The sequence below is a fragment of the Kordiimonas sp. genome (assembly GCF_048260245.1).
In the GTDB taxonomy this organism is placed as follows: domain Bacteria; phylum Pseudomonadota; class Alphaproteobacteria; order Sphingomonadales; family Kordiimonadaceae; genus Kordiimonas.
Genome location: NZ_JBLXGZ010000007.1, coordinates 99,369 through 118,259 on the forward strand (window position 1 = coordinate 99,369; position 18,891 = coordinate 118,259).

An 18,891-nucleotide genomic window follows, 5' to 3' on the forward strand; every position below is an offset into this window, starting at 1 on the left:
ATCTTGTCTTTATTAAAATCAGGTAACTGAACTATGATCGGGCTGACTGCGCGGCAAATGACAACTGAGCGCAAGACCTTCATCACCATATGGTTCAAGCTGGATTGTACCGTGGTGCAAGCCGACAATACTGCGGACAAGAGCGAGATCAAGTCCCGTCGCACGCCGTCCACCTGGAGAGGCACCCATGGCTACCGTTGTAACAAGCCTGTCTCGCTCGCGCGGGGTAAGCCCTGAATCTGCATTAAATACTGTTACCGAAACGCCAAGGTCGTCGCCCAACAATTGTACTGTCAGCGCCCCGCCGTAGCGAGCAAAGTTCAGCATGGATGATACCATATTATAGAATATCTGCTTCAGGCGCAGTGAATCAGCAGTAATCGTGCCCACGTCCTTAAAGTCTTCCAAGTTCAGTGCAATACCAACCTTGCCAGCAATATCTGCGGCCAATGTTGCCGCGTCAGAAAGTGCGCGGACGACGTCTGCGTCTTCAAGCTCAAGCTCTGCCTCACCGGCATCCAGCACAGCAAGGTCGAGGACATCGGCAATCAGCACCTTCAAATCATCCGATGCGCTCAGGATATTCTTCACATATTCAGCCTGCTGCTGATTGAGCTCCCCGAAGATTTTCTGATCGAGCAATTCAGCAAAACCGATAATCGAATTGAGCGGGGTCCTGAGTTCATAAGACATGCTGGTGATAAATTCGCTTTTCAGTCGATCCGCCGCTTCCAGTGCATTGGATCGTTCTCTCAGGGCTTGTTCGACCTTGAAGCTGTCAGTGACATCACTTTGAGTAAGCATCACCCCGCCATCGGGAAGAGGAACCATGGCATAATCCACTACCATGCCATCGGCGCGATACCACCGCCCGGACCGGTGTTTGTGCTCAGACACCCACGCCGCCAGCGAGGCTCGAAAATCCTGTTCATCTCCTATGGCGCTACGCGCTTCATCGATAGGGATATCTGTTACCAGCGTTGAAAGGTGGGGTTTGCCTTCCAACGCGGTTTCTGTCAACTGCCACATGGTCTGGAACGCCGGGTTGGAAAGCTGCAAGCGAGCGTCCGTCCCAAAAACGGCGATACTCTCGCGCATGTTATCCAGCGTCTCCTGCTGCACCGCAATAAGAGTATTGTATGATCGTTCCAAGGCAAGCCGATCTGTAACGTCTTCAAACAATATCAGCAGACCGCCCAGTGGATGTGGTTGCGTCACAACCCGGTGCGCTGTCCCATCCGGCAGGTGCCACATCTCTTCATAGGGCTCCAGAAGCGTCGTATAGTGACGCAGCACATTCTTTTTCCATTGCTGGAAATCTACCTGCTCCGGCAACCGGCGTTTGTCCCGCATGGCATCCAGCAATTCGCTATGCCTTAACTCCGATGAGAGGCTGTCTTCCGACAGATGAGACAAGCGTGCAAACGCACTGTTGTAGAAACGGAGTGTTTGACCTGGACCAAAGATTGCAACAGGACTACGAAGTCTGTTCAAGGTTTCCGACTGCGATTCAAGCACCCTTGACAGCTCCGACAGCGCCTCCTCTTCGCCCGTAACATCAACAGCAACACCAAGAATGTTGCCGTCGTTATCAAGGGGCACATTGATGACCGAAAACGCCCGACGCTGGCCACTAATCACACCGAAGCGCCGGTCCCGGATTCGCTGGCCAGTCTCACGGGCTTTTCGCGCCGAGGTCAGGCTACGGCGGTCAAAGAGTTCGACGCCCCGTTCCACAACATCAAAAATATTCTCGCCGTCAACAGCCTCTACATATGCATTATTCACTTCCAAAAGAGAGAAGTCAGGACCTCGGACCCATACGGGGAACGGCAAACCATTGAAGGCGCGGCTAAGGTCCTGCAATCTCAATTCAAGTGTGCGGACACCCTGCCCATAGCCTTTGGGCGAACGGTCAAGAACCTCCTCAACCCAAAGGACAGTTGACGGCCAGTGATTATCGTTTGTCGGCAAGGTTTGAACGTCGATAATCAAGCGTGGACGATCCTTCCCGCGATAGACGACATAAGGCGACGTACCGCCACGCCCGTTCTTCATATCTTTTTTCAGCGTACTGACAACATCAGCGGGAACAACCGCGCCCTCACCTGCAAGCTGGTCAATATGCCGGGCGTTCTCCGGCAGGCCGACCAGCGCCAGCGATCCTGTGTCTGCCTGCAGCCGACCATCCGACCACAACCAGATAGGGTGGCGCCGGTCAGACCGGATCATGCTGTCAAGAAAACTGGTCAGCTCCTGCAGCCCGTTTGCACGGTCAGTCATGCGCCCGGCGCGCCACAAAGCACAAAGACTAAGGGCGATCCACGCGATCGCAGCACAGGCGATGATACCCCATAAAGCGAACGATAGCAGGTCAGGCTCGGTCATGTTTGAGAGGTCCCCTCCTCGCGATACTCACCAAGAGTATCCTGTATCAAGCGTCAGATACAAGAAGAGGAATTGATTACGCTGGGAATTGTCGCTCCGAGGACAAGGGAGCGGGAGTTAGCTATCTTGCGCCACCCACGTTCAGGCCACCTCCCAAAGCTGATAGAGACGCCAATCAAGACGGACCCGCCCACCTTCTGGCGGACGGGATCGTGCACCTAGAGGCCAAATTCACCCTTTAGCGCATCTACAAGATCCGTGCGCTCCCACGAAAAACCACCGTCCTCGGATGGCTTGCGCCCGAAATGACCATAAGCGGCGGTGCGGGCATAAATTGCTTTATTGAGCTCGAGATGCTCTCGGATACCGCGGGGGCTGAGGTTGACCATATCCTGCAATACGCGAGACAACTTGTGCGGGTCGATACCTGCTTCGTTGGTCCATAGGTCTACATAAACCGCCAGTGGCTTGGAGACGCCAATGGCATATGCAAGCTGGATGGTGCAATTACTAGAAAGTCCTGCTGCCACCACGTTTTTTGCGAGGTAGCGCGCCGCATAAGCTGCGGACCGGTCAACCTTGGTCGGGTCCTTGCCCGAAAAAGCACCCCCACCATGAGGGGCCGCGCCGCCATAGGTGTCAACGATGATCTTGCGGCCGGTCAGGCCAGCGTCACCGTCAGGGCCGCCAATCACAAATTTACCCGTCGGATTGACGTAAAATTCGTCGTCAGGGCACATCCAGCCTTCCGGCAGTACACCTTCAACATGCTTGCGCACCAGCGCCCGCAAGGCTTCCTGTGTCACACCGTCTTTATGCTGTGTGGAGACCACAACCGTGGTCGCCCCGACCGGCTTGCCGTCAACATACTTGAGTGTTACCTGGCTTTTGCTATCAGGCTCCAACTCCGGATTTTCGCCCGAGTGGCGCGCCGTAGCAAGCGACTTCAAGATGCGGTGCGAATAATCAATCGGCGCAGGCATCAGGCTTTCAGTTTCATCGCAGGCATAGCCAAACATGATGCCCTGATCGCCAGCGCCTTCATCCTTGTTGCCCGCGGCGTCGACACCTTGTGCGATGTCGGCCGACTGCTCGTGCAGATGATTTTCAAATACCGCGTTTTTCCAGTGGAAACCCTCCTGTTCGTAGCCGATTTCCTTCACGGCACCCCGCGCCACTTCCTCTATATCGTCTGAGGTAATGGATTGTGGACCGCGTACTTCACCGGCCAGAACAATACGGTTGGTGGTCACGAGCGTTTCACACGCGACACGCGCCTCGGGTTCCTGACCGAGATACAGGTCAACAACACCGTCCGAGATGCGGTCGGCTACCTTGTCCGGATGGCCTTCGGAGACCGACTCACTGGTGAAAACATATTCTTTCATCATCTGCACTTTCCTTGGCAAACTTAGTAACGGTAATGTTCAGGCTTGAACGGACCCTCTACTTCAAGACCAAGGTATTTCGCCTGGTCCGCTGACAAAGTTGTCAGCTTTGCGCCAAGCTTGGCAAGGTGCAGAGACGCGACTTTTTCATCCAGATGCTTAGGCAGCACAAAGACGTCAATGTCGTATTTTTCATGGTTGTTCCAAAGCTCGATCTGCGCCAGCACCTGGTTGGTGAAGGAAGCCGACATGACAAAGCTTGGGTGACCTGTCGCGCAACCGAGGTTCACGAGGCGACCCTTCGCCAGCACGATAAGGCGCTTGCCGTCCGGGAAAACAACTTCGTCCACTTGTGGCTTCACTTCTTCCCACTTGTAGTTTGCAAGACCCGCAATCTGGATTTCGCTGTCGAAGTGGCCGATGTTGCACACAATAGCGCGGTCTTTCATATCCCGCATATGATCAACGGTGATGACATCCTTGTTGCCGGTCGCTGTCACGAAGATATCGCCAATTTTAGCGGCATCTTCCATCGTCGTAACCTCATAACCTTCCATGGCGGCTTGCAGCGCGCATATCGGATCAATCTCGGTCACCATCACCCGGGCGCCTTGACTACGCAGCGATTCGGCGGAGCCTTTACCCACGTCGCCGTAGCCGCAAACAACCGCGATTTTGCCCGCGATCATCACGTCGGTCGCACGCTTGACCCCATCAACAAGGCTTTCCCGGCAACCATAAAGGTTATCGAACTTCGACTTGGTCACGCTGTCGTTCACATTGATGGCAGGCACCTTGAGGCGACCTTCTTTTGCCATCTCATAGAGACGCATGACACCCGTGGTGGTTTCTTCGGAGATGCCGCGTACACCGTCCATCAGATCCGGGTAATCATTGTGCATGATCACGGTCAGGTCGCCGCCATCGTCAAGAATCATGTTCGGCACCCAGCCGTCAGGGCCCTTGATCGTTTGGTGGATACACCATTCAGCTTCTTCTTCCGTTTCGCCCTTCCAGGCAAATACAGGAATGCCTGCCGCTGCAATCGCTGCAGCAGCCTGATCCTGCGTCGAGAAGATATTGCAGCTTGACCAGCGCACTTCAGCACCAAGGTCGATGAGTGTCTCAATCAGCACCGCAGTCTGAATCGTCATGTGCAAGCAGCCTGCGATGCGCGCACCCTTGAGTGGCTTCGACGCGCCAAATTCCTCACGCAGCGCCATCAGGCCCGGCATTTCGGTCTCAGCGATGTTGATTTCTTTCCGGCCCCAATCGGCAAGCGAAATATCGGCAACTTTATAATCGGTCATGGAATGTCCTGCTCACTAACTCTTCATGTAAAAAGGCAGCCGAAGCAGGCCACCCACGTCATTTGCAGCCGTGATAGCAGGTTTGCGCCTAAAGATAAAGATTTCTTTATATAGAATGGGCGGACGGTTTATTCCGGTTCCCCAAATCGATTACACACCAGCGCAGATAGCGCCTCAACAGCGGCAAAAGCCTCCTCGCCCCCCGCTGAGATAACTATTTCATCGCCCTTAGCGGCCCCTAACATCATCAGCCCCATAATAGAGGTCGCCATGACCTCCATACCGTCTTTCGCTACCGCGATATTTGCTTCATAGCGGCCCGCCTCGGTTGCGAACCGCGCCGATGCACGGGCATGCAACCCACGCTGGTTGACGATACCCACCGTCTTCGAGAGGTTGTCCTTTGTTGTCATAGCGGTACTGGCCCCACCCTTTCAGCCACCAAGAACCTGGCTGGCAATATTAATGTATTTAACGCCAGCATCCTTGGCCGCTTCAACCGATTCCTGCAAGCTCGATCCATGGCGTACACTTGCCAGCTTAATCAGCATCGGCAGGTTGATGCCCGCAATCACTTCAACCCTGTCCTTCTCCAGAAGCGAAATAGCGAGATTTGACGGCGTCCCGCCAAACATATCGGTGAGCAGCACCACACCGCTGCCGCTGTCAACATCTTTGACTGCGTCCATAATCTCCTGACGGCGCTGTTCCATGTCATCATCAGGACCAATGCAGATAGCCCTGATCTGCTCCTGCGCACCCACTACATGCTCCGTCGCCGCGATGAATTCATCCGCGAGCCGGCCATGCGTTACCAACACCATGCCTATCATACACTAGACCTCATTCTATTTCCCTGACGGACAACCCGCCAAACAGACCTCAACGTCTTTCATCACCTGCTATTTCCCGATGGTAGCGATTGACCGTCATACCGTCGAGCGTCATTTGGCCCGCGATCCTTTCCACAACCGTTACAGAACGATGTTTGCCGCCCGTACAGCCAATTGCAAGCGTGAGATAGGATTTTCCTTCATCACGATATCGCGGCAACAGAAAATTCACCAACCCCATCGTCTTCTCAATGAAGGGTTCAAAGCCGTCATCAGCCTGCACGTAACTGGCCACTTCCTCGCACAGGCCGGTTTTTGGTTTCAGTTCCGGCACATAATGCGGGTTTCTCAGGAAGCGCACATCCAGAACCATGTCAGCGTCGCGTGGGACACCATTGGCAAAGCCGAAAGACATGAAGGTCACCACCATATTGGGCTCGTCATGAGCGGTGAAACGGTTGAGAATAGTCCGCCGTGTCTCCGCACCGGTGCGCTTGCTGGTATCGATCAGACCATCGACGTGCTGCCGAATAGGGACCATGAGATCGCGTTCCTGTCGGATGGCTGCCCGCAACAGACGTCCTTCCCCTAAAGGGTGTACGCGTCGCGTTTCCGAAAAACGTTTCATCAGCACGTCGTCGGACGCATCCATAAACAACACATGCAGGTGAATGTCGGAGCGACCCCGCAGAGTACCGAGTGCTTTTTCAAACTTGCTGGGCGAAAAATGCAAGGTACGCGAATCGATTCCAACTGCGATCGGTGCGTCACTGTCTCCCGATATGGCCTCGTCAAGCAGTTGGGACAACATTGTAAGTGGCAGATTATCAATCGCCTGAAAGCCGATGTCTTCAAATGCATGAAGCGCGGAAGACTTACCCGCCCCGGAAAGCCCGGTCACAATAACCAGTTGGCGTTTGACAGCGAGACTCATGAGCGCTTTCTCCTCTCACGCAGTGGCCGCTCGTCCCCAATCTGGTCGGCATACTTTAGTGCCAATTCAATTTTCGCCGGCGTGGAGATCTCAAACGCATGCAATTTTATAAGCGGTAAAGACAAGCCCTCATACGTCGTTGTCTCCACGTCAGGAAAACGGGCAACCCCGCTGGCAGGAACAAGGTCCACCACCAGACGCAAAAGACTGAATTTAGCGGCAGGCACAGAAAGCAGGCCAAGCCCCCACACTTCCACAAAACCGTAAATCTCATCCGGGGCAGAGGCAACAAGCCCCCGGCTACCCGCCCGCAAACATATCTGGTCATCTGCGATCAGCACCGCACCACGGTCGATCAACCGCAGCCCAAGATCTGATTTTCCGGCACCAGAAGGGCCGCGTAGAAGCACCCCTGCGCCCGCCACGTCAACCACTGTCCCATGTATAGGATTTGTCACACTCGCCGCCCCTAGTCTGGCCTTCACCTGCAAACTGCTCTTGCTCGGTTTTACTTCAGAAGAGGCAACTCTACGACAAAGCGCGCGCCCGATACAGACCCATCGTCGGCAATTTTATTTTCAGCATGAATGGAACCGCCGTGGGCTTCAACTACCTGGCGCGAGATAGCCAGACCAAGACCAGAATGTGAACCAAAGGCTTCTGTATCGGGACGTTCGGAATAAAAGCGACTGAATATTTTCTCTTCCGCCCCCTCGGGCATACCCGGCCCCTCATCTTCAACCGTCACAATGACGCGCGAGCCCCGCCGGGTTAGGGAAACGGTAACTGTACCATCCTCGGGGCTGAAGCTGATGGCGTTGTCAATCAGGTTGCGCCAGATTTGGCCAAGCCTCATGTCAATGCCCTTCATGACAAAGACCCCGGCTTCATAATCACCGAGCACCACCTCAATACCACGATGGTTGTTCGCTGTGGTGTAAGCGTCAACAATCATGTTGAGCATGATGGCCAGGTCCAGTTCATCCATCTCGCCTCGCGTCAGTTCCGCGTCGAGCCGTGATGCGTCGGAAATATCGGTGATGAGGCGGTCAATACGCTTTACATCATCCCGCAAGATGGCAAACAGCCGGGCCTGCACGTCTGGCTTGTCGGTCATCTCCAGCGTCTCAAGTGCGCTACGCATGGAAGAAAGCGGGTTCTTTATCTCGTGTGCCACATCTGCCGCAAACTGTTCCACCGCATCAATCTGGTTATAAAGCGCCCGCGTCATGTCGGACAGAGAACGCGAGAGATCGCCGATCTCGTCCATGCGCTCGGCAAATTCAGGAATGTTTTCTTCCCGGCCAATCCCGCCGCGCACCCGTTCGGCCGCGCGGGCCAGAACACGGATCGGCCGCACGAGGGTGCGCCCCAGAAAGAAAGACAGCAGAATGGTTGCGAACAACGCCGCGCCAAAAACCTTCACTGTCAACATCTGTTCAGCCCGCACGATACGGTCAATATCTTCGGTCTGAGCGGTTAGCAGCAGCACACCCAATACACGCCGGAAGCGCTGGATCGGCACTGCGATATTGATAACAAGCCTGTTGTCTGCGCGCATACGCAATTGTGCGGTTGGCACGCCTTCCAAGGCCGTCGCAACTTCCATGAAGTCTGAGCCTCGCATGCCTGGGCGGTCCACACTCGGTGGCGACGCCGGACGCGGGGACAAGCTATCGAGCAATCGGTGCAGGCCATCCTCCAGCTGCTCAACAAAACTTGGCCTGGTCTCAAGGGCAGGCAATGCTTCTTCAATCAATCGCTTGTCACCGGCCAGGAAACGGCTATCCGCAATAAGCCTGCCATCTGTCGCGAAGACGCGGGCGCGATTGTCGGTAGGACCGACAAGGCGTGTGATGATCTGCCGTGCCGGCGCAAGGTCAATCTCGGTTGCTTCCGCACCGCCTGCCGCTGATTCGCCCAATGCACCCGCAATAATTTCTCCCTGGACAAGCAAAGCGTCAATTCGTTCATCAAGTAGGTTTTGACGAAACTGGTTCAGATACAAAACGCCACCGACAAGAATAAGCAGTGCCATGGAGTTGACCACCATGATCCGCACCATAAGTGGGGAAAGCCCACGGGTGTAATGACGAGGCCGGATATCCCGGCCCCGACCACTTGCAGCGCTGTGTTGTATCTGTGGTCGCAATCGCTAGCCCCTTACGCGCTTGTTCAAGCGTCGCGGTAGCGGTAGCCTACGCCGTAAAGCGTTTCGATTGCATCAAAGTCGTCAGCAACGGCCCGAAATTTTTTCCGCAACCTCTTGATGTGACTATCTATTGTGCGGTCGTCCACATACACATCATCGGAATAGGCAGTATCCATCAACTGGTCCCGACTTTTTACATGGCCGGGATGCATGGCAAGCGCCTGCAAAATAAGGAATTCGGTCACCGTGAGGGTGACATCTTTGCCCTTCCATGTGACCCGGTGCCTGAGCGGATCAAGCACCAGATTACCGCGCTCGAGGACCTCTTCGGTTTCCTCGATCAATTCTTCCGGTGATTTTTTGATCATTTCCACGCGGCGCAACAATGCACGGATACGCTCAATCAGCAGGCGTTGCGAAAACGGCTTGCCGATATAGTCATCAGCCCCCATGCGAAGACCCAGTACCTGATCAATTTCCTCGTCCTTGGACGTGAGGAAAATCACCGGCATATCAGAAACTTCGCGCAGCTTACGCAACAGTTCCATACCGTCCAGACGTGGCATCTTGATATCCAGCACCGCAAGATCAGCCGGATTTTTGGAAAGTGCGTCCCAAGCTTTTTGACCGTCAGGATAGGTCCGCACATGGAAGCCTTCCGCCTCCAATGCGATTGTCACCGATGTCAGGATGTTACGGTCGTCGTCGACGAGCGCAATTTGTGCGGTCATTTTGTTTCCCTCTTCCATGTACCGTTCACCCTGATCCGGGAGCCTCCTTGTTATTTCCAAAGCGATAACAAGTCTTTGCCCGAATCTGGATCAAGGTAAAGGGTTAAGAGCACTTTAAGACGAAATAGTGGCAAACAACCGGTCGATCAATGCACGCATCTTCTCCCGCGCCGAAATTGACAGCGCTATCATGGCTGACGCTCCCTAACCTCATGAGTTATATTGGAAAAATTGACAGCGCTATCAATTGCAACACCATCAGATTCAAGTTGATTTCACCCCCCAATTCCGCAACTTTGACTGGCTAACTCTCCCGTACACGGGACAAAAATAAGCTGCGGCACACAATTTGAGGCGCCCGGCACCGAGTGTTTCGAGGTGGCGAAGACCATCCGAAACAGCCCCAATAATCACTTGGAGGACAAGACGTTGCAAGTTTACGGCACCCGTCTAAGCAATGTCGGCCTTGATGCGCAAGGTATCACCGACACTGGGAATCAATACTGGAATCTTGAAACCGCCCAACTGTATGAAGAAGCGATTCGTCGCGGTGAAGGCAAAATGGCCAAGGATGGCCCGCTCGTTGTGAAAACCGGCAAACACACCGGTCGTTCAGCGAATGACAAATTCACCGTACGCGACGAGATGACGGAAGACACCGTATGGTGGGGCGACGTGAACCGCCCGATGACCCCCGACCAGTTCGATACCATCCACAAAGCGTTCCTTGCCCACATGAAAGGCAAGGACCTTTTTGTTCAGGACTTGTGGGGCGGTTCCGACCCCGAGCACCGCGTTGCCGTGCGCACTGTTGGTGAATATGCCTGGCACAGCCTGTTTTGCCGCACCATGCTCGTCCGTCCCGAGCGCGAGGAGTTGGGCAAAATGGCGCCGCAGTTCACCATCATCAACCTGCCAAGCTTCCGCGCGGACCCGGCCACCATGGGCTGTCGCAGCGAAACGGCCATTGCGGTGAACTTCTCAAAAGGCCTCGTGCTCATAGGCGGCACCGAATATGCGGGCGAGAACAAAAAATCCGTCTTCTCCATCCTCAATTACCTGCTGCCGGAAAAAGGCATCATGCCGATGCATTGCTCCGCCAATATCGGTGACGAGGGTGACGTGGCGATCTTCTTCGGCCTTTCCGGCACTGGCAAAACAACGCTTTCGGCCGACAGCTCCCGCACGCTGATTGGCGATGACGAGCACGGCTGGTCCGAAGACAGCGTGTTCAACTTCGAGGGCGGCTGTTATGCCAAGCTTATCCGCCTGTCCGAAGAAGCAGAGCCCGAGATTTATGCCACCACCAAGCGTTTCGGCACCATCCTTGAGAATGTGGTGATGGATGAGGAAACCCGCGAGCTGGATTTGGACGACAACACACTCGCCGAAAATACCCGCGGCGCTTACCCGATTAACTTCATCCCGAATACGTCCGAGCATAACCGTGGAGGCAAGCCCAAGAATATCATCATGCTAACGGCTGACGCTTTTGGGGTGTTGCCCCCCATCGCACGGCTGACGCCTGAGCAGGCGATGTATCACTTCCTCTCGGGCTATACCGCGAAGGTTGCGGGCACCGAGATTGGCGTAAAAGAGCCGCAGGCCACTTTCTCCACCTGCTTTGGCGCGCCTTTCATGCCGCGTCACCCCAGCGTGTATGGTGACCTCCTCAGGAAGAAGATTGCGGAAGGCAGCGTGAACTGCTGGCTGGTGAACACCGGCTGGACCGGCGGCGAATATGGCACCGGCCACCGCATGCCGATCAAGGCAACCCGCGCCCTCTTGCACGCGGCGCTGGACGGCAGCCTCAACATGGCCCCGATGCGCATTGACCCGAATTTCGGCTTTGAAGTGCCGGAGGAAGTCTCGGGCGTGGACAGCACAATCCTGAACCCGCGCGACACATGGGACGACAAAGCCGCCTATGACGCCAAAGCGCAGTATCTCGTGGGCCTGTTCATCAAGAACTTCGAGACCTTCGCGGCCCACGTGGATGCAAGTGTTATCGCCGCGGCACCAAGCGCCGCCTGATAAGGCCATTCCTGACGTGGGAAACAAACGGGGCCGTCACGGCCCCGTTCTTATTTGTGCTGATAATAGGTCCAGTTCTGGCTGTCGGAATTGCCGGTGACAATATCAAGCTTGCCGTCCCCGTTGATATCCCCGACCGCCAGGGCATAGGTGTAAGAGTCCGGCTCGCCAAACTCGGCATTCAGGGTCAGGCCCGCCTTGCCATCATTGACGAACAACTGGTTCACGCCTTCATCGTTACCCACAACGATATCCGTGTCACCGTCACCATCAATATCCATGCCCACCATGGAATAGGTGGCATCTTCCGCGCCGCCAAAAGCGCCAACGGTCTCAAACCGGCCTTCGCCACGGTTGAGGATCACGTCATTTGCCTCACCGATATTGGCGGTGACAATATCCGGCAGGCCGTCCCCGTTCATGTCTGCCACCACGACACTGCGGGTATCGTCATTGCCGCGCCCGAAAGGGATGGCGGTTTCAAAGGACAAGCCACCACTGCCAAGCAGGATCTGGTTTTGTTGGCCGTCCCGGTTGGCAAGAACAAGGTCGATTGTGCCATCGCCGTTCATGTCGGCCACCGCGACATCAAGCGTGGCGTCATCCCCCTTCCCGAAAGGGACAGGTGCACCCAGGTTACCCTTGCCGTCGTTGACGAAGATATAGTTGCGGCTGCCACGGCATATCTCAAGGATATCAGGCGCGCCATCCCCGTTCACGTCCGCGACCGTAATACTGCGCGTGGCGGATGAACCCGCACCAAACCAGATGGGGTCACCAAAGTTGCCCTTGCCGTCGTTCAGGTAAACCTGATTGGCGTACCGGTCCGAGGCCGAGATGACATCAAGGTCGCCATCGCCATCAAGATCCGCGAGGTCCACGGTGTAGCTCGTGACCTCAAGTGTGCCCAGCCGCGCACGCGAGGTGAAACGGTTGCCCGCGTTATAATAAACATAACTCGGCTGCGCCCAGTGACGGCCATTGGCTTCAATGAGGTCAAGGTCGCCATCACCGTCCACATCACCCAGCGCCAGCCCCGCCGTTCGGTAATTCTCTGCCCCTATGGGGTAGGAGCGTTTGTCCGAAAACAGGGGGCTGTCGCCCTCCGCCCAAACCGGCTGCGCCAATGCGCCGCCAAGTACCATCGCCATCATCAGATGCCGCATATTCCGTTTCCTCCGCTGTGTTTTATATTTTCCTGTTCTCCATAGATGTTATGTGTCGATGCTCATGGCAAGGGTGCGGGAGATATGGGCAAAGGGACGGCCAGACTCTTCGGCCCATGTGTTAAACGCCGCCTGCACCGCGCGCATGGCGCCCTTTCCGGTGGGGGTTTTGTCAACCACACCTTCGCGGATCAGCGCCGCGACCCCGTCACGGCCCAAAACCCAGCCATCCTTGCCAAGGAAGCGCAGGCAGTAAGGCCCGGTGTTGCCCCCCAAACGGCTGCCGCGTTTCTTGAGCATCTCAAGCAGGCCGACAAAATCATCCATTGGCCAGTCGGCGATACAGTTGGCAGCGGAGCCATATTCATCCTCGAGATCACACAGCATAATGGCGTTGTCACGCACTGTCATGATCTTGGGGCCATTGCGTACGATACGTTTGTCCTTGAGCAGGCTGTCGAGATCATCATCTGACATGAACTTCCAGCGTACGGGTACAAATCCTTCAAAAGCTTCCTCGAACCCCGGCCATTTGTTGTCGATCACCTTCCAGCTGAAACCGGCCTGAAAAATGGTGCTGGTCATGCCGGCAAGGATACGGTCATCGCCAATCGCCTTGATCTCATCCGCCGTTTTGGGTGTCGGCATCTGGGCCTCAACCGCATCCGCACCGCCTTTTCGGCCCGCTGCTATCGCAAAAATTTCCTCGAACGTGCGCATGACATACTCCTCCCGTATAGCTTTGCAGTGAAACTAAGCCTGTTGTGATCCCCGCGTCCAGCGCCATACTACGCCCATGCCCCAACTAGCTCTTGCATTGTAAGCGCGCGTGAACCAAAGTGCCCGGCCATATATTTGAGCAAAAACAAGACAGAAAAGCCTATCCGGCTTATAATGACAGCATGGCAAGTGATCATATAAAAAGCTTTGGTTTCCCCCGTTGGGGCGAATACGGCCGCGATACAGATGCGCAACCAGTGCGCATGTGCGACTACACAGGTTGTAACGAAAAGGGTGCACACCCGGCCCCCAAATCGCCGGGGTCGAATGAGCGCTGGTATTTCTGTCGTCCCCACGCCGCTGAATACAACAGGAACTGGGATTTTTTCCAGGGCATGAGCGACGAGGAAGCCAAACGCCACATGCACGACGCGGGCGAATCTTCCGATGCCTTCGCCAGCGCCCGCACCTTTGAATGGGGCGGCGCCGTCGACAGTGACGGCTTCACCGCGAACGAAAATGCGGCCTATGATGCGCTTGAGCTAGACCCCGGTGCCAGCCAGGAGGTGCTGAAAAAGCAATACCGCAAACTGGCGAAAATATACCATCCGGACGCCAACCCCGGTGACCCCGCGGCGGCGGAGCGCTTTCACCAGATCCAGACAGCCTATGACCTTTTGAAAGACAAAAGCTTCTAGCTGGCAGCCTCTACCCCGAGCGGGATGGTAAAACCGTCCTTGAAGGTATCGATCGCCACGATGGTCTCGAACCGACCAATGGACGGGTTGGAGAAAAACCATTTGCGGGTGATGCGGTCAAAGTCCTTCATGTCCTTGACCGTCATCACCAGAATGAAGTCGGTTGCGCCGGTGACATAATAACACTGCTGCACTTCGGGCACCTGTAACATCTGTTGCTTGAAGGTTTCGATCGTTGTCTCGCCCCCACAGGAAAAAATGATCTGCACGATGAGCGTGGTTCGCCCACCAAGCGCGGTAGGGCACAGAATCGCCACCTCTTTTTTGATGGTGCCATCTTCCCTGAGCTTTTTGATGCGGCGCTGGGTGGCCGCCGGTGACAAGCCCACCTTCTCGCCGATCACCTCCGCCGTCTGGCGGCTGTTTTCCTGCATGCAATCAAGTATTTTGAGGTCAAAGGCATCAAGATCGGTCATTTTAATATTCTTTCATCACAAATTTGGCATTTTGAGGATTTTTTTATCGCAAAAATACGATCTTTGCGAAGAAAAAACGCAGCATCAACCTTACATTTATTACTAAGCGCAATCAGCAGCAGGAAACCCGGTTATGAGTCTGGAAAACAACAGCCCAAGCGCACGCCTTGGAACGTTCTTTGGCCTCGGGGCCGCCCTCATCTGGGGAGCGTGGCCAATTGTCACCTCAATGGGCGTGAATGAAAGCATGACACCGGCACAAGTGGTCATGCTGCGCTTCATTGTGGCTGGCACCCTGCTGGCACCGTTTGCTTTCAGGGGACCTTCAAGCTTCAAAGGCTGGGGCAAGGCGCTTGTGTTCGCCATATGCGCGGGCGCACCGTATACCTTTCTGGTTGCCAATGCGTTTCAGCATGCACCCGCCAGCCACGGCGGTGTCGTCATTCCCGGCACTGTCATGTTCATCAGCCTTGTCGCTGCGCATTTCTGGCTTGGTGACAGGCTGACCCGTACCCGGGCTTTCGGGGCCTTCATGATTCTTCTGGGCTTGCTGGCACTCGCTGGTGGTGCCGCAGGCGGCATTGCCACGCTGCGCGGGGACCTTCTTTTCATGGCCGGGGGCGTAAGCTGGGCTAGCTATACCTTCCTGCTGCGTCACTGGCCCATGGATGGCCTTGTCGTCGCATCCCGCGTCGCTGTTATTTCCCTGGTCATGGTCTGCATTCTGGCGGGTTTTGGCTTCGGGGCCGGCCTCACGGACGTGCCGGTAAAAACCGTGATAACACAAGGCCTATGGCAAGGTGTGCTGTCTGCCATTGTGGCGCTGCTGCTGTTCAACCGCGCTGTCTGCATTCTCGGTTCGGGCCGCGCCTCGATCATCAATGCACTAACCCCCGTGATTGCTGTGCTACTGTCCTTTATCATCCTTGGAGAAGTGCCGACCCTTGTCGAATTCGCTGGCCTTATGACTATCATGGCAGGCATTGCCGTCGCGCTAGGCATACGCATCAAGCGTGGCAGAAAAATCAAAACGCCAGTTCGGTTGCCCGAGCCGTCCTGACCGTAGCGACTGGAGCACCCCCTACTCAGCCCTGCCTGAGCCTGACCCCGAGAAAGGGGGGAGGCTCAGGCTTTTCCATATACTCAGCGTGAGGCACGAAAACTTTCAAGCCGTGCAATCTGCTTGCCACCTGCGTCAAAGTTCATCGGGCTCAGCCATGCGCAAAATGCGTTCGCGATGGCGGGCCAATCACCGTCTGTCATGGCATACCAAGCCGTGTCCCGGTTGCGGCCCTTAATCACCATATCGTTCCTGAATGTGCCTTCATAGGCGAAGCCAAAGCGTAAGGCTGCCCGTTTTGACGCTTCATTCGTATCGTCACATTTCCATTCAAACCGCCGGTAGCCGAGATCCTCAAACACATGACGGGCCATGAGGTAAATGGTTTCTGTCGCCGCTGTGGTTCGCTGTAATGCGTGTGAAAACGCCACACAGCCCACTTCGGTGCTGCCGTGCGCTTCACGGTTGCGCATATAGCTTGCCATACCCAGTGGCACGCCGGTATTGGCGCAAACAATAACCATCGTGCGCCAACCCGAGGTTTGGCAAGCCTTGTCAAACGCTGTCTGCAGGGCGACGACATCGTCGAATGGCCCAAGGGCCATATAACGCCACAAGTCTGCCTTGTCCCCGCCGCCGACCGCAGCCATCAGGCCACTGCCGTGCCGCCCCCACTGCACGGGCTCAAGCCGCACGTGTGTACCTTCAAGCATGGTACACCCCGGCGTTGGCCGGGCTTGCCAACGAGATAAATCTTTCATGATGGTTCTCTCACCTGCCGTGCCGGGTGGAAGAGCGGCAGCACACCATGGTTAAGCGGGGCACCCGTGCCTTCTGGTGCGTCATGCGCTGTGCCGCTAAGCGTATGGATATCCACGTGGCCGGCCCAAACCGGCCAGTCCGCCTCCTCCTCGTCACCGGGGCCACCGGTGCGCACCTTGGCGCTGGCGTCATCAATCTCCATGACCAGAAGCCCGGTCGCTTTGCGCTCCTGTGCTGTCATGGGTCTGAGTTGCTGCCAACGAGCGGGGGCAAGGCGGTCAAAAAACAGTTCCATCTGGCGATTAAATTCCGCTTCATCTGTCACTAGTTCAGGCTCGCCAAAACACACCACCGAGCGATAGTTGACGCTGGTGTTGAAGGCTGAGCGTGCGAGCACCAGACCATCCAACTGCGTTACACACACCGTCGCCGGATTGCCGCCGGACAAATGCCGGATCATGTGGCTGGCCGATGAGCCATGCCAGTACAGCCGGTTATCCTCGCGCCAGTGACAGGTGGGGATCACATGGGGCTGGCCCGCAATTTCAAAGCCCACATGGCACAGGAAATGGCTGTCAATTATGCGGTATACCGTATCCACATCGTAAGCTGCGTTTTTGTGGCCGCGCCGCACCCGGTTTCGGTCATTTTTGTGGAATCCGTCCATGATCCTGCCCTTGATTTTCATCTGAAAGCACACGCTGACAGCGCTTTCTTTCCTCGCAATCTTCTTGCTATATTGATCCCCTGAACAGGACCAATATCAGCAAATTAAAGGTACCAATTTATGGACCGCATGTTTGAAACCTTGTTTGCGCCGGGGTTGGACGTGAATGCACATCAACCGCTCAATGAACAGCTTCAGGCTCTGCTGCGGCAGGCAATCCTTGAAGGCCGTCTGCCCGCTGGTTCACGGCTGCCTGCCACACGCGCCTTAGCCGCGCGATTGACTGTATCCCGCAATACCGTGCTTGCGGCCTACGAACATTTGATCGCCGAAGGCTATCTGGAAACCCGGCAAGGCGCAGGAACGTTTGTCAGCGTCGACTTGCCTGACGCCGCCCTTCAGGTGCGCGCGGGCCCAGACGCGATCAGAAGCGACGTCCTGTCTCCGCCCGGCACCAAACGTCCCTTGGCGGGTATGCCCGCGCTTGACCACTTTCCTGTGGATGTCTGGGCACGGCTTTCAGGCAGCGTGTGGCGCGGGGCGACGGAAGCACAACTGCTGCACAATGACCCGGCGGGTTACCTGCCGCTGCGGCAAGCCATATCCAGCTATCTCGAAGCCGCTCGGGGCGTTGTCGCCAGCCCTGATCAGGTCATCATCACTTCCGGTATTCAACAAAGTTTTCATCTGTTGGCGGAAAGTGTGATCCCACAAGACAGAGCCATTATCCTTGAGGATCCAGGCTACCCCGGCATGGCCTCCGCTGTGCGCAGCCTGCCGCATGCCATCCGGTTCACGGCTATTGATCAATGCGGTGCCATCACGCCGCCATCCGCCGGTGACGCCGGGCTTCTGGTGGTCTGCCCCTCCCGGCAATATCCGCTTGGATATACCATGCCCCTCAAAAGACGGTTAGAACTTCTGGAATGGGCCAAGACCGAGGGCAGTTTCCTGCTGGAAGACGACTACGACAGCGAATTTCGCTACGCAGGTCGGCCGATCAACTCATTGCAGGGGATCGACGGCGGCAAGCGGGTCATCTACAGCGGCAGTTTCTCCAAATCGCTGTTTCTCGCCCTAAGGCTTGGGTATCTTGTGGTTCCAGCAGATATGACTGAGCGCATCGTGCGCCACCGCGTCGCAGTTGACAGCTTTCCCTCCATCAGCAACCAGATCCTGCTGGCCCGCTTTATAGAGGAAGGACATTTCACCCGCCACATAAGGCGCTTGCGCGCAGTGCATAAAAACCGCCTCGGACTTTTCATTGCATCGGCACAGAGATGGTTAAGCGGCTATTTCAAATTCCAGAATGCCGACACCGGCCTGCATGTGGTGGCTTTCTGCCGCAAGGGTGCCAGTTTGCCACCAGATACAGCCCTGTCCCTGATTGCCGGAAAAGCGCGACTGGGCGCCGCCGCCTTATCCGCGAGTTATCACCAAGCCAACGCAAGACAGGGTTTGCTGTTCGGCTTTGCCAATATCACCGAAAGGGAAATCGACAACCGGCTCAAAGAGTTGGCGGCCCTCCTGGCGCAAGAAACAGGCTTTTAATAAAATTCCGGACATAGTAGC

The 18,891-nt window shown here is 55.8% G+C and carries 18 protein-coding genes; 4 read left to right on the forward strand and 14 right to left on the reverse strand.

Going from position 1 to position 18,891, the window contains the following annotated elements; translation table 11 throughout:
• Positions 1–18: 18 nt before the first annotated feature.
• The 9 genes from ACN0VM_RS05905 to ACN0VM_RS05945 form a co-directional block, all read right to left on the reverse strand.
• Positions 19–2,388, reverse strand: coding sequence for a PAS-domain containing protein (locus ACN0VM_RS05905; protein ID WP_417449931.1), 2,370 nt, complete (start codon positions 2,386–2,388; stop codon positions 19–21).
• 218 nt (positions 2,389–2,606) lie between these two features.
• Entirely contained in the window at positions 2,607–3,776 is a 1,170-nt protein-coding gene (gene metK, locus ACN0VM_RS05910; RefSeq protein WP_417449966.1) for a methionine adenosyltransferase, read from the reverse strand.
• Between the two features lie 23 nt (positions 3,777–3,799).
• Positions 3,800–5,086: an adenosylhomocysteinase gene (gene ahcY, locus ACN0VM_RS05915; RefSeq protein WP_417449932.1), complete on the reverse strand. Its 1,287-nt coding sequence runs from the start codon at positions 5,084–5,086 to the stop codon at positions 3,800–3,802.
• Between the two features lie 128 nt (positions 5,087–5,214).
• Positions 5,215–5,499, reverse strand: coding sequence for an HPr family phosphocarrier protein (locus ACN0VM_RS05920; protein WP_417449933.1), 285 nt, complete (start codon positions 5,497–5,499; stop codon positions 5,215–5,217).
• Positions 5,500–5,520: 21 nt separating this feature from the next.
• Positions 5,521–5,919 carry a PTS sugar transporter subunit IIA gene (locus ACN0VM_RS05925; RefSeq protein ID WP_417449934.1) on the reverse strand — a complete coding sequence of 133 codons (399 nt, stop codon included), beginning with the start codon at positions 5,917–5,919 and terminating at the stop codon, positions 5,521–5,523.
• Positions 5,920–5,968: 49 nt separating this feature from the next.
• A complete protein-coding gene (gene rapZ, locus ACN0VM_RS05930; RefSeq protein WP_417449935.1) occupies positions 5,969–6,853 on the reverse strand; it encodes an RNase adapter RapZ in 885 nt (294 codons plus the stop codon).
• Entirely contained in the window at positions 6,850–7,311 is a 462-nt protein-coding gene (locus ACN0VM_RS05935; RefSeq protein ID WP_417449936.1) for an HPr kinase/phosphorylase, read from the reverse strand. The genes rapZ and ACN0VM_RS05935 overlap by 4 nt, the downstream gene beginning before the upstream one ends.
• A 50-nt stretch (positions 7,312–7,361) precedes the next feature.
• A complete protein-coding gene (locus ACN0VM_RS05940; RefSeq protein WP_417449937.1) occupies positions 7,362–9,005 on the reverse strand; it encodes a stimulus-sensing domain-containing protein in 1,644 nt (547 codons plus the stop codon).
• 23 nt (positions 9,006–9,028) lie between these two features.
• On the reverse strand, positions 9,029–9,736 hold the full coding sequence (locus ACN0VM_RS05945) for a response regulator transcription factor (protein WP_417449938.1): 708 nt from the start codon (positions 9,734–9,736) through the stop codon (positions 9,029–9,031).
• 429 nt (positions 9,737–10,165) lie between these two features.
• Here ACN0VM_RS05945 and ACN0VM_RS05950 point away from each other — a divergent pair, with 429 nt between their 5' ends.
• Entirely contained in the window at positions 10,166–11,770 is a 1,605-nt protein-coding gene (locus ACN0VM_RS05950) for a phosphoenolpyruvate carboxykinase (protein ID WP_417449939.1), read from the forward strand.
• Between the two features lie 50 nt (positions 11,771–11,820).
• Here the strand turns inward: ACN0VM_RS05950 and ACN0VM_RS05955 are convergent, their stop codons facing one another.
• Both ACN0VM_RS05955 and ACN0VM_RS05960 read right to left on the reverse strand, forming a co-directional pair.
• On the reverse strand, positions 11,821–12,936 hold the full coding sequence (locus ACN0VM_RS05955; protein WP_417449940.1) for an FG-GAP and VCBS repeat-containing protein: 1,116 nt from the start codon (positions 12,934–12,936) through the stop codon (positions 11,821–11,823).
• A 48-nt stretch (positions 12,937–12,984) separates the two neighbouring features.
• Positions 12,985–13,656, reverse strand: coding sequence for a DNA-3-methyladenine glycosylase I (locus ACN0VM_RS05960; protein WP_417449941.1), 672 nt, complete (start codon positions 13,654–13,656; stop codon positions 12,985–12,987).
• Between the two features lie 182 nt (positions 13,657–13,838).
• Between ACN0VM_RS05960 and ACN0VM_RS05965 the strand changes: the two genes are divergently transcribed.
• Complete coding sequence (locus ACN0VM_RS05965; RefSeq protein ID WP_417449942.1) at positions 13,839–14,354, forward strand: J domain-containing protein; 516 nt, start codon at positions 13,839–13,841, stop codon at positions 14,352–14,354.
• Here ACN0VM_RS05965 and ACN0VM_RS05970 read toward each other — a convergent pair.
• On the reverse strand, positions 14,351–14,830 hold the full coding sequence (locus ACN0VM_RS05970; protein ID WP_417449943.1) for an Lrp/AsnC family transcriptional regulator: 480 nt from the start codon (positions 14,828–14,830) through the stop codon (positions 14,351–14,353). The genes ACN0VM_RS05965 and ACN0VM_RS05970 overlap by 4 nt on opposite strands.
• Positions 14,831–14,963: 133 nt before the next feature.
• On the opposite strand from ACN0VM_RS05970, the gene ACN0VM_RS05975 reads away from it, so the two are divergent.
• Positions 14,964–15,890 (forward strand): DMT family transporter, encoded by a 927-nt coding sequence (locus tag ACN0VM_RS05975; RefSeq protein ID WP_417449944.1) that lies wholly within the window; start codon positions 14,964–14,966, stop codon positions 15,888–15,890.
• Positions 15,891–15,973: 83 nt separating this feature from the next.
• Here the strand turns inward: ACN0VM_RS05975 and ACN0VM_RS05980 are convergent, their stop codons facing one another.
• Complete coding sequence (locus ACN0VM_RS05980) at positions 15,974–16,651, reverse strand: GNAT family N-acetyltransferase (RefSeq protein ID WP_417449945.1); 678 nt, start codon at positions 16,649–16,651, stop codon at positions 15,974–15,976.
• Positions 16,648–17,319 (reverse strand): pyridoxamine 5'-phosphate oxidase family protein, encoded by a 672-nt coding sequence (locus tag ACN0VM_RS05985; protein ID WP_417449946.1) that lies wholly within the window; start codon positions 17,317–17,319, stop codon positions 16,648–16,650. The genes ACN0VM_RS05980 and ACN0VM_RS05985 overlap by 4 nt, the downstream gene beginning before the upstream one ends.
• Before the next feature lie 120 nt (positions 17,320–17,439).
• Here ACN0VM_RS05985 and ACN0VM_RS05990 point away from each other — a divergent pair, with 120 nt between their 5' ends.
• Positions 17,440–18,870, forward strand: coding sequence for a PLP-dependent aminotransferase family protein (locus ACN0VM_RS05990; protein WP_417449947.1), 1,431 nt, complete (start codon positions 17,440–17,442; stop codon positions 18,868–18,870).
• Positions 18,871–18,891 lie beyond the last annotated feature (21 nt).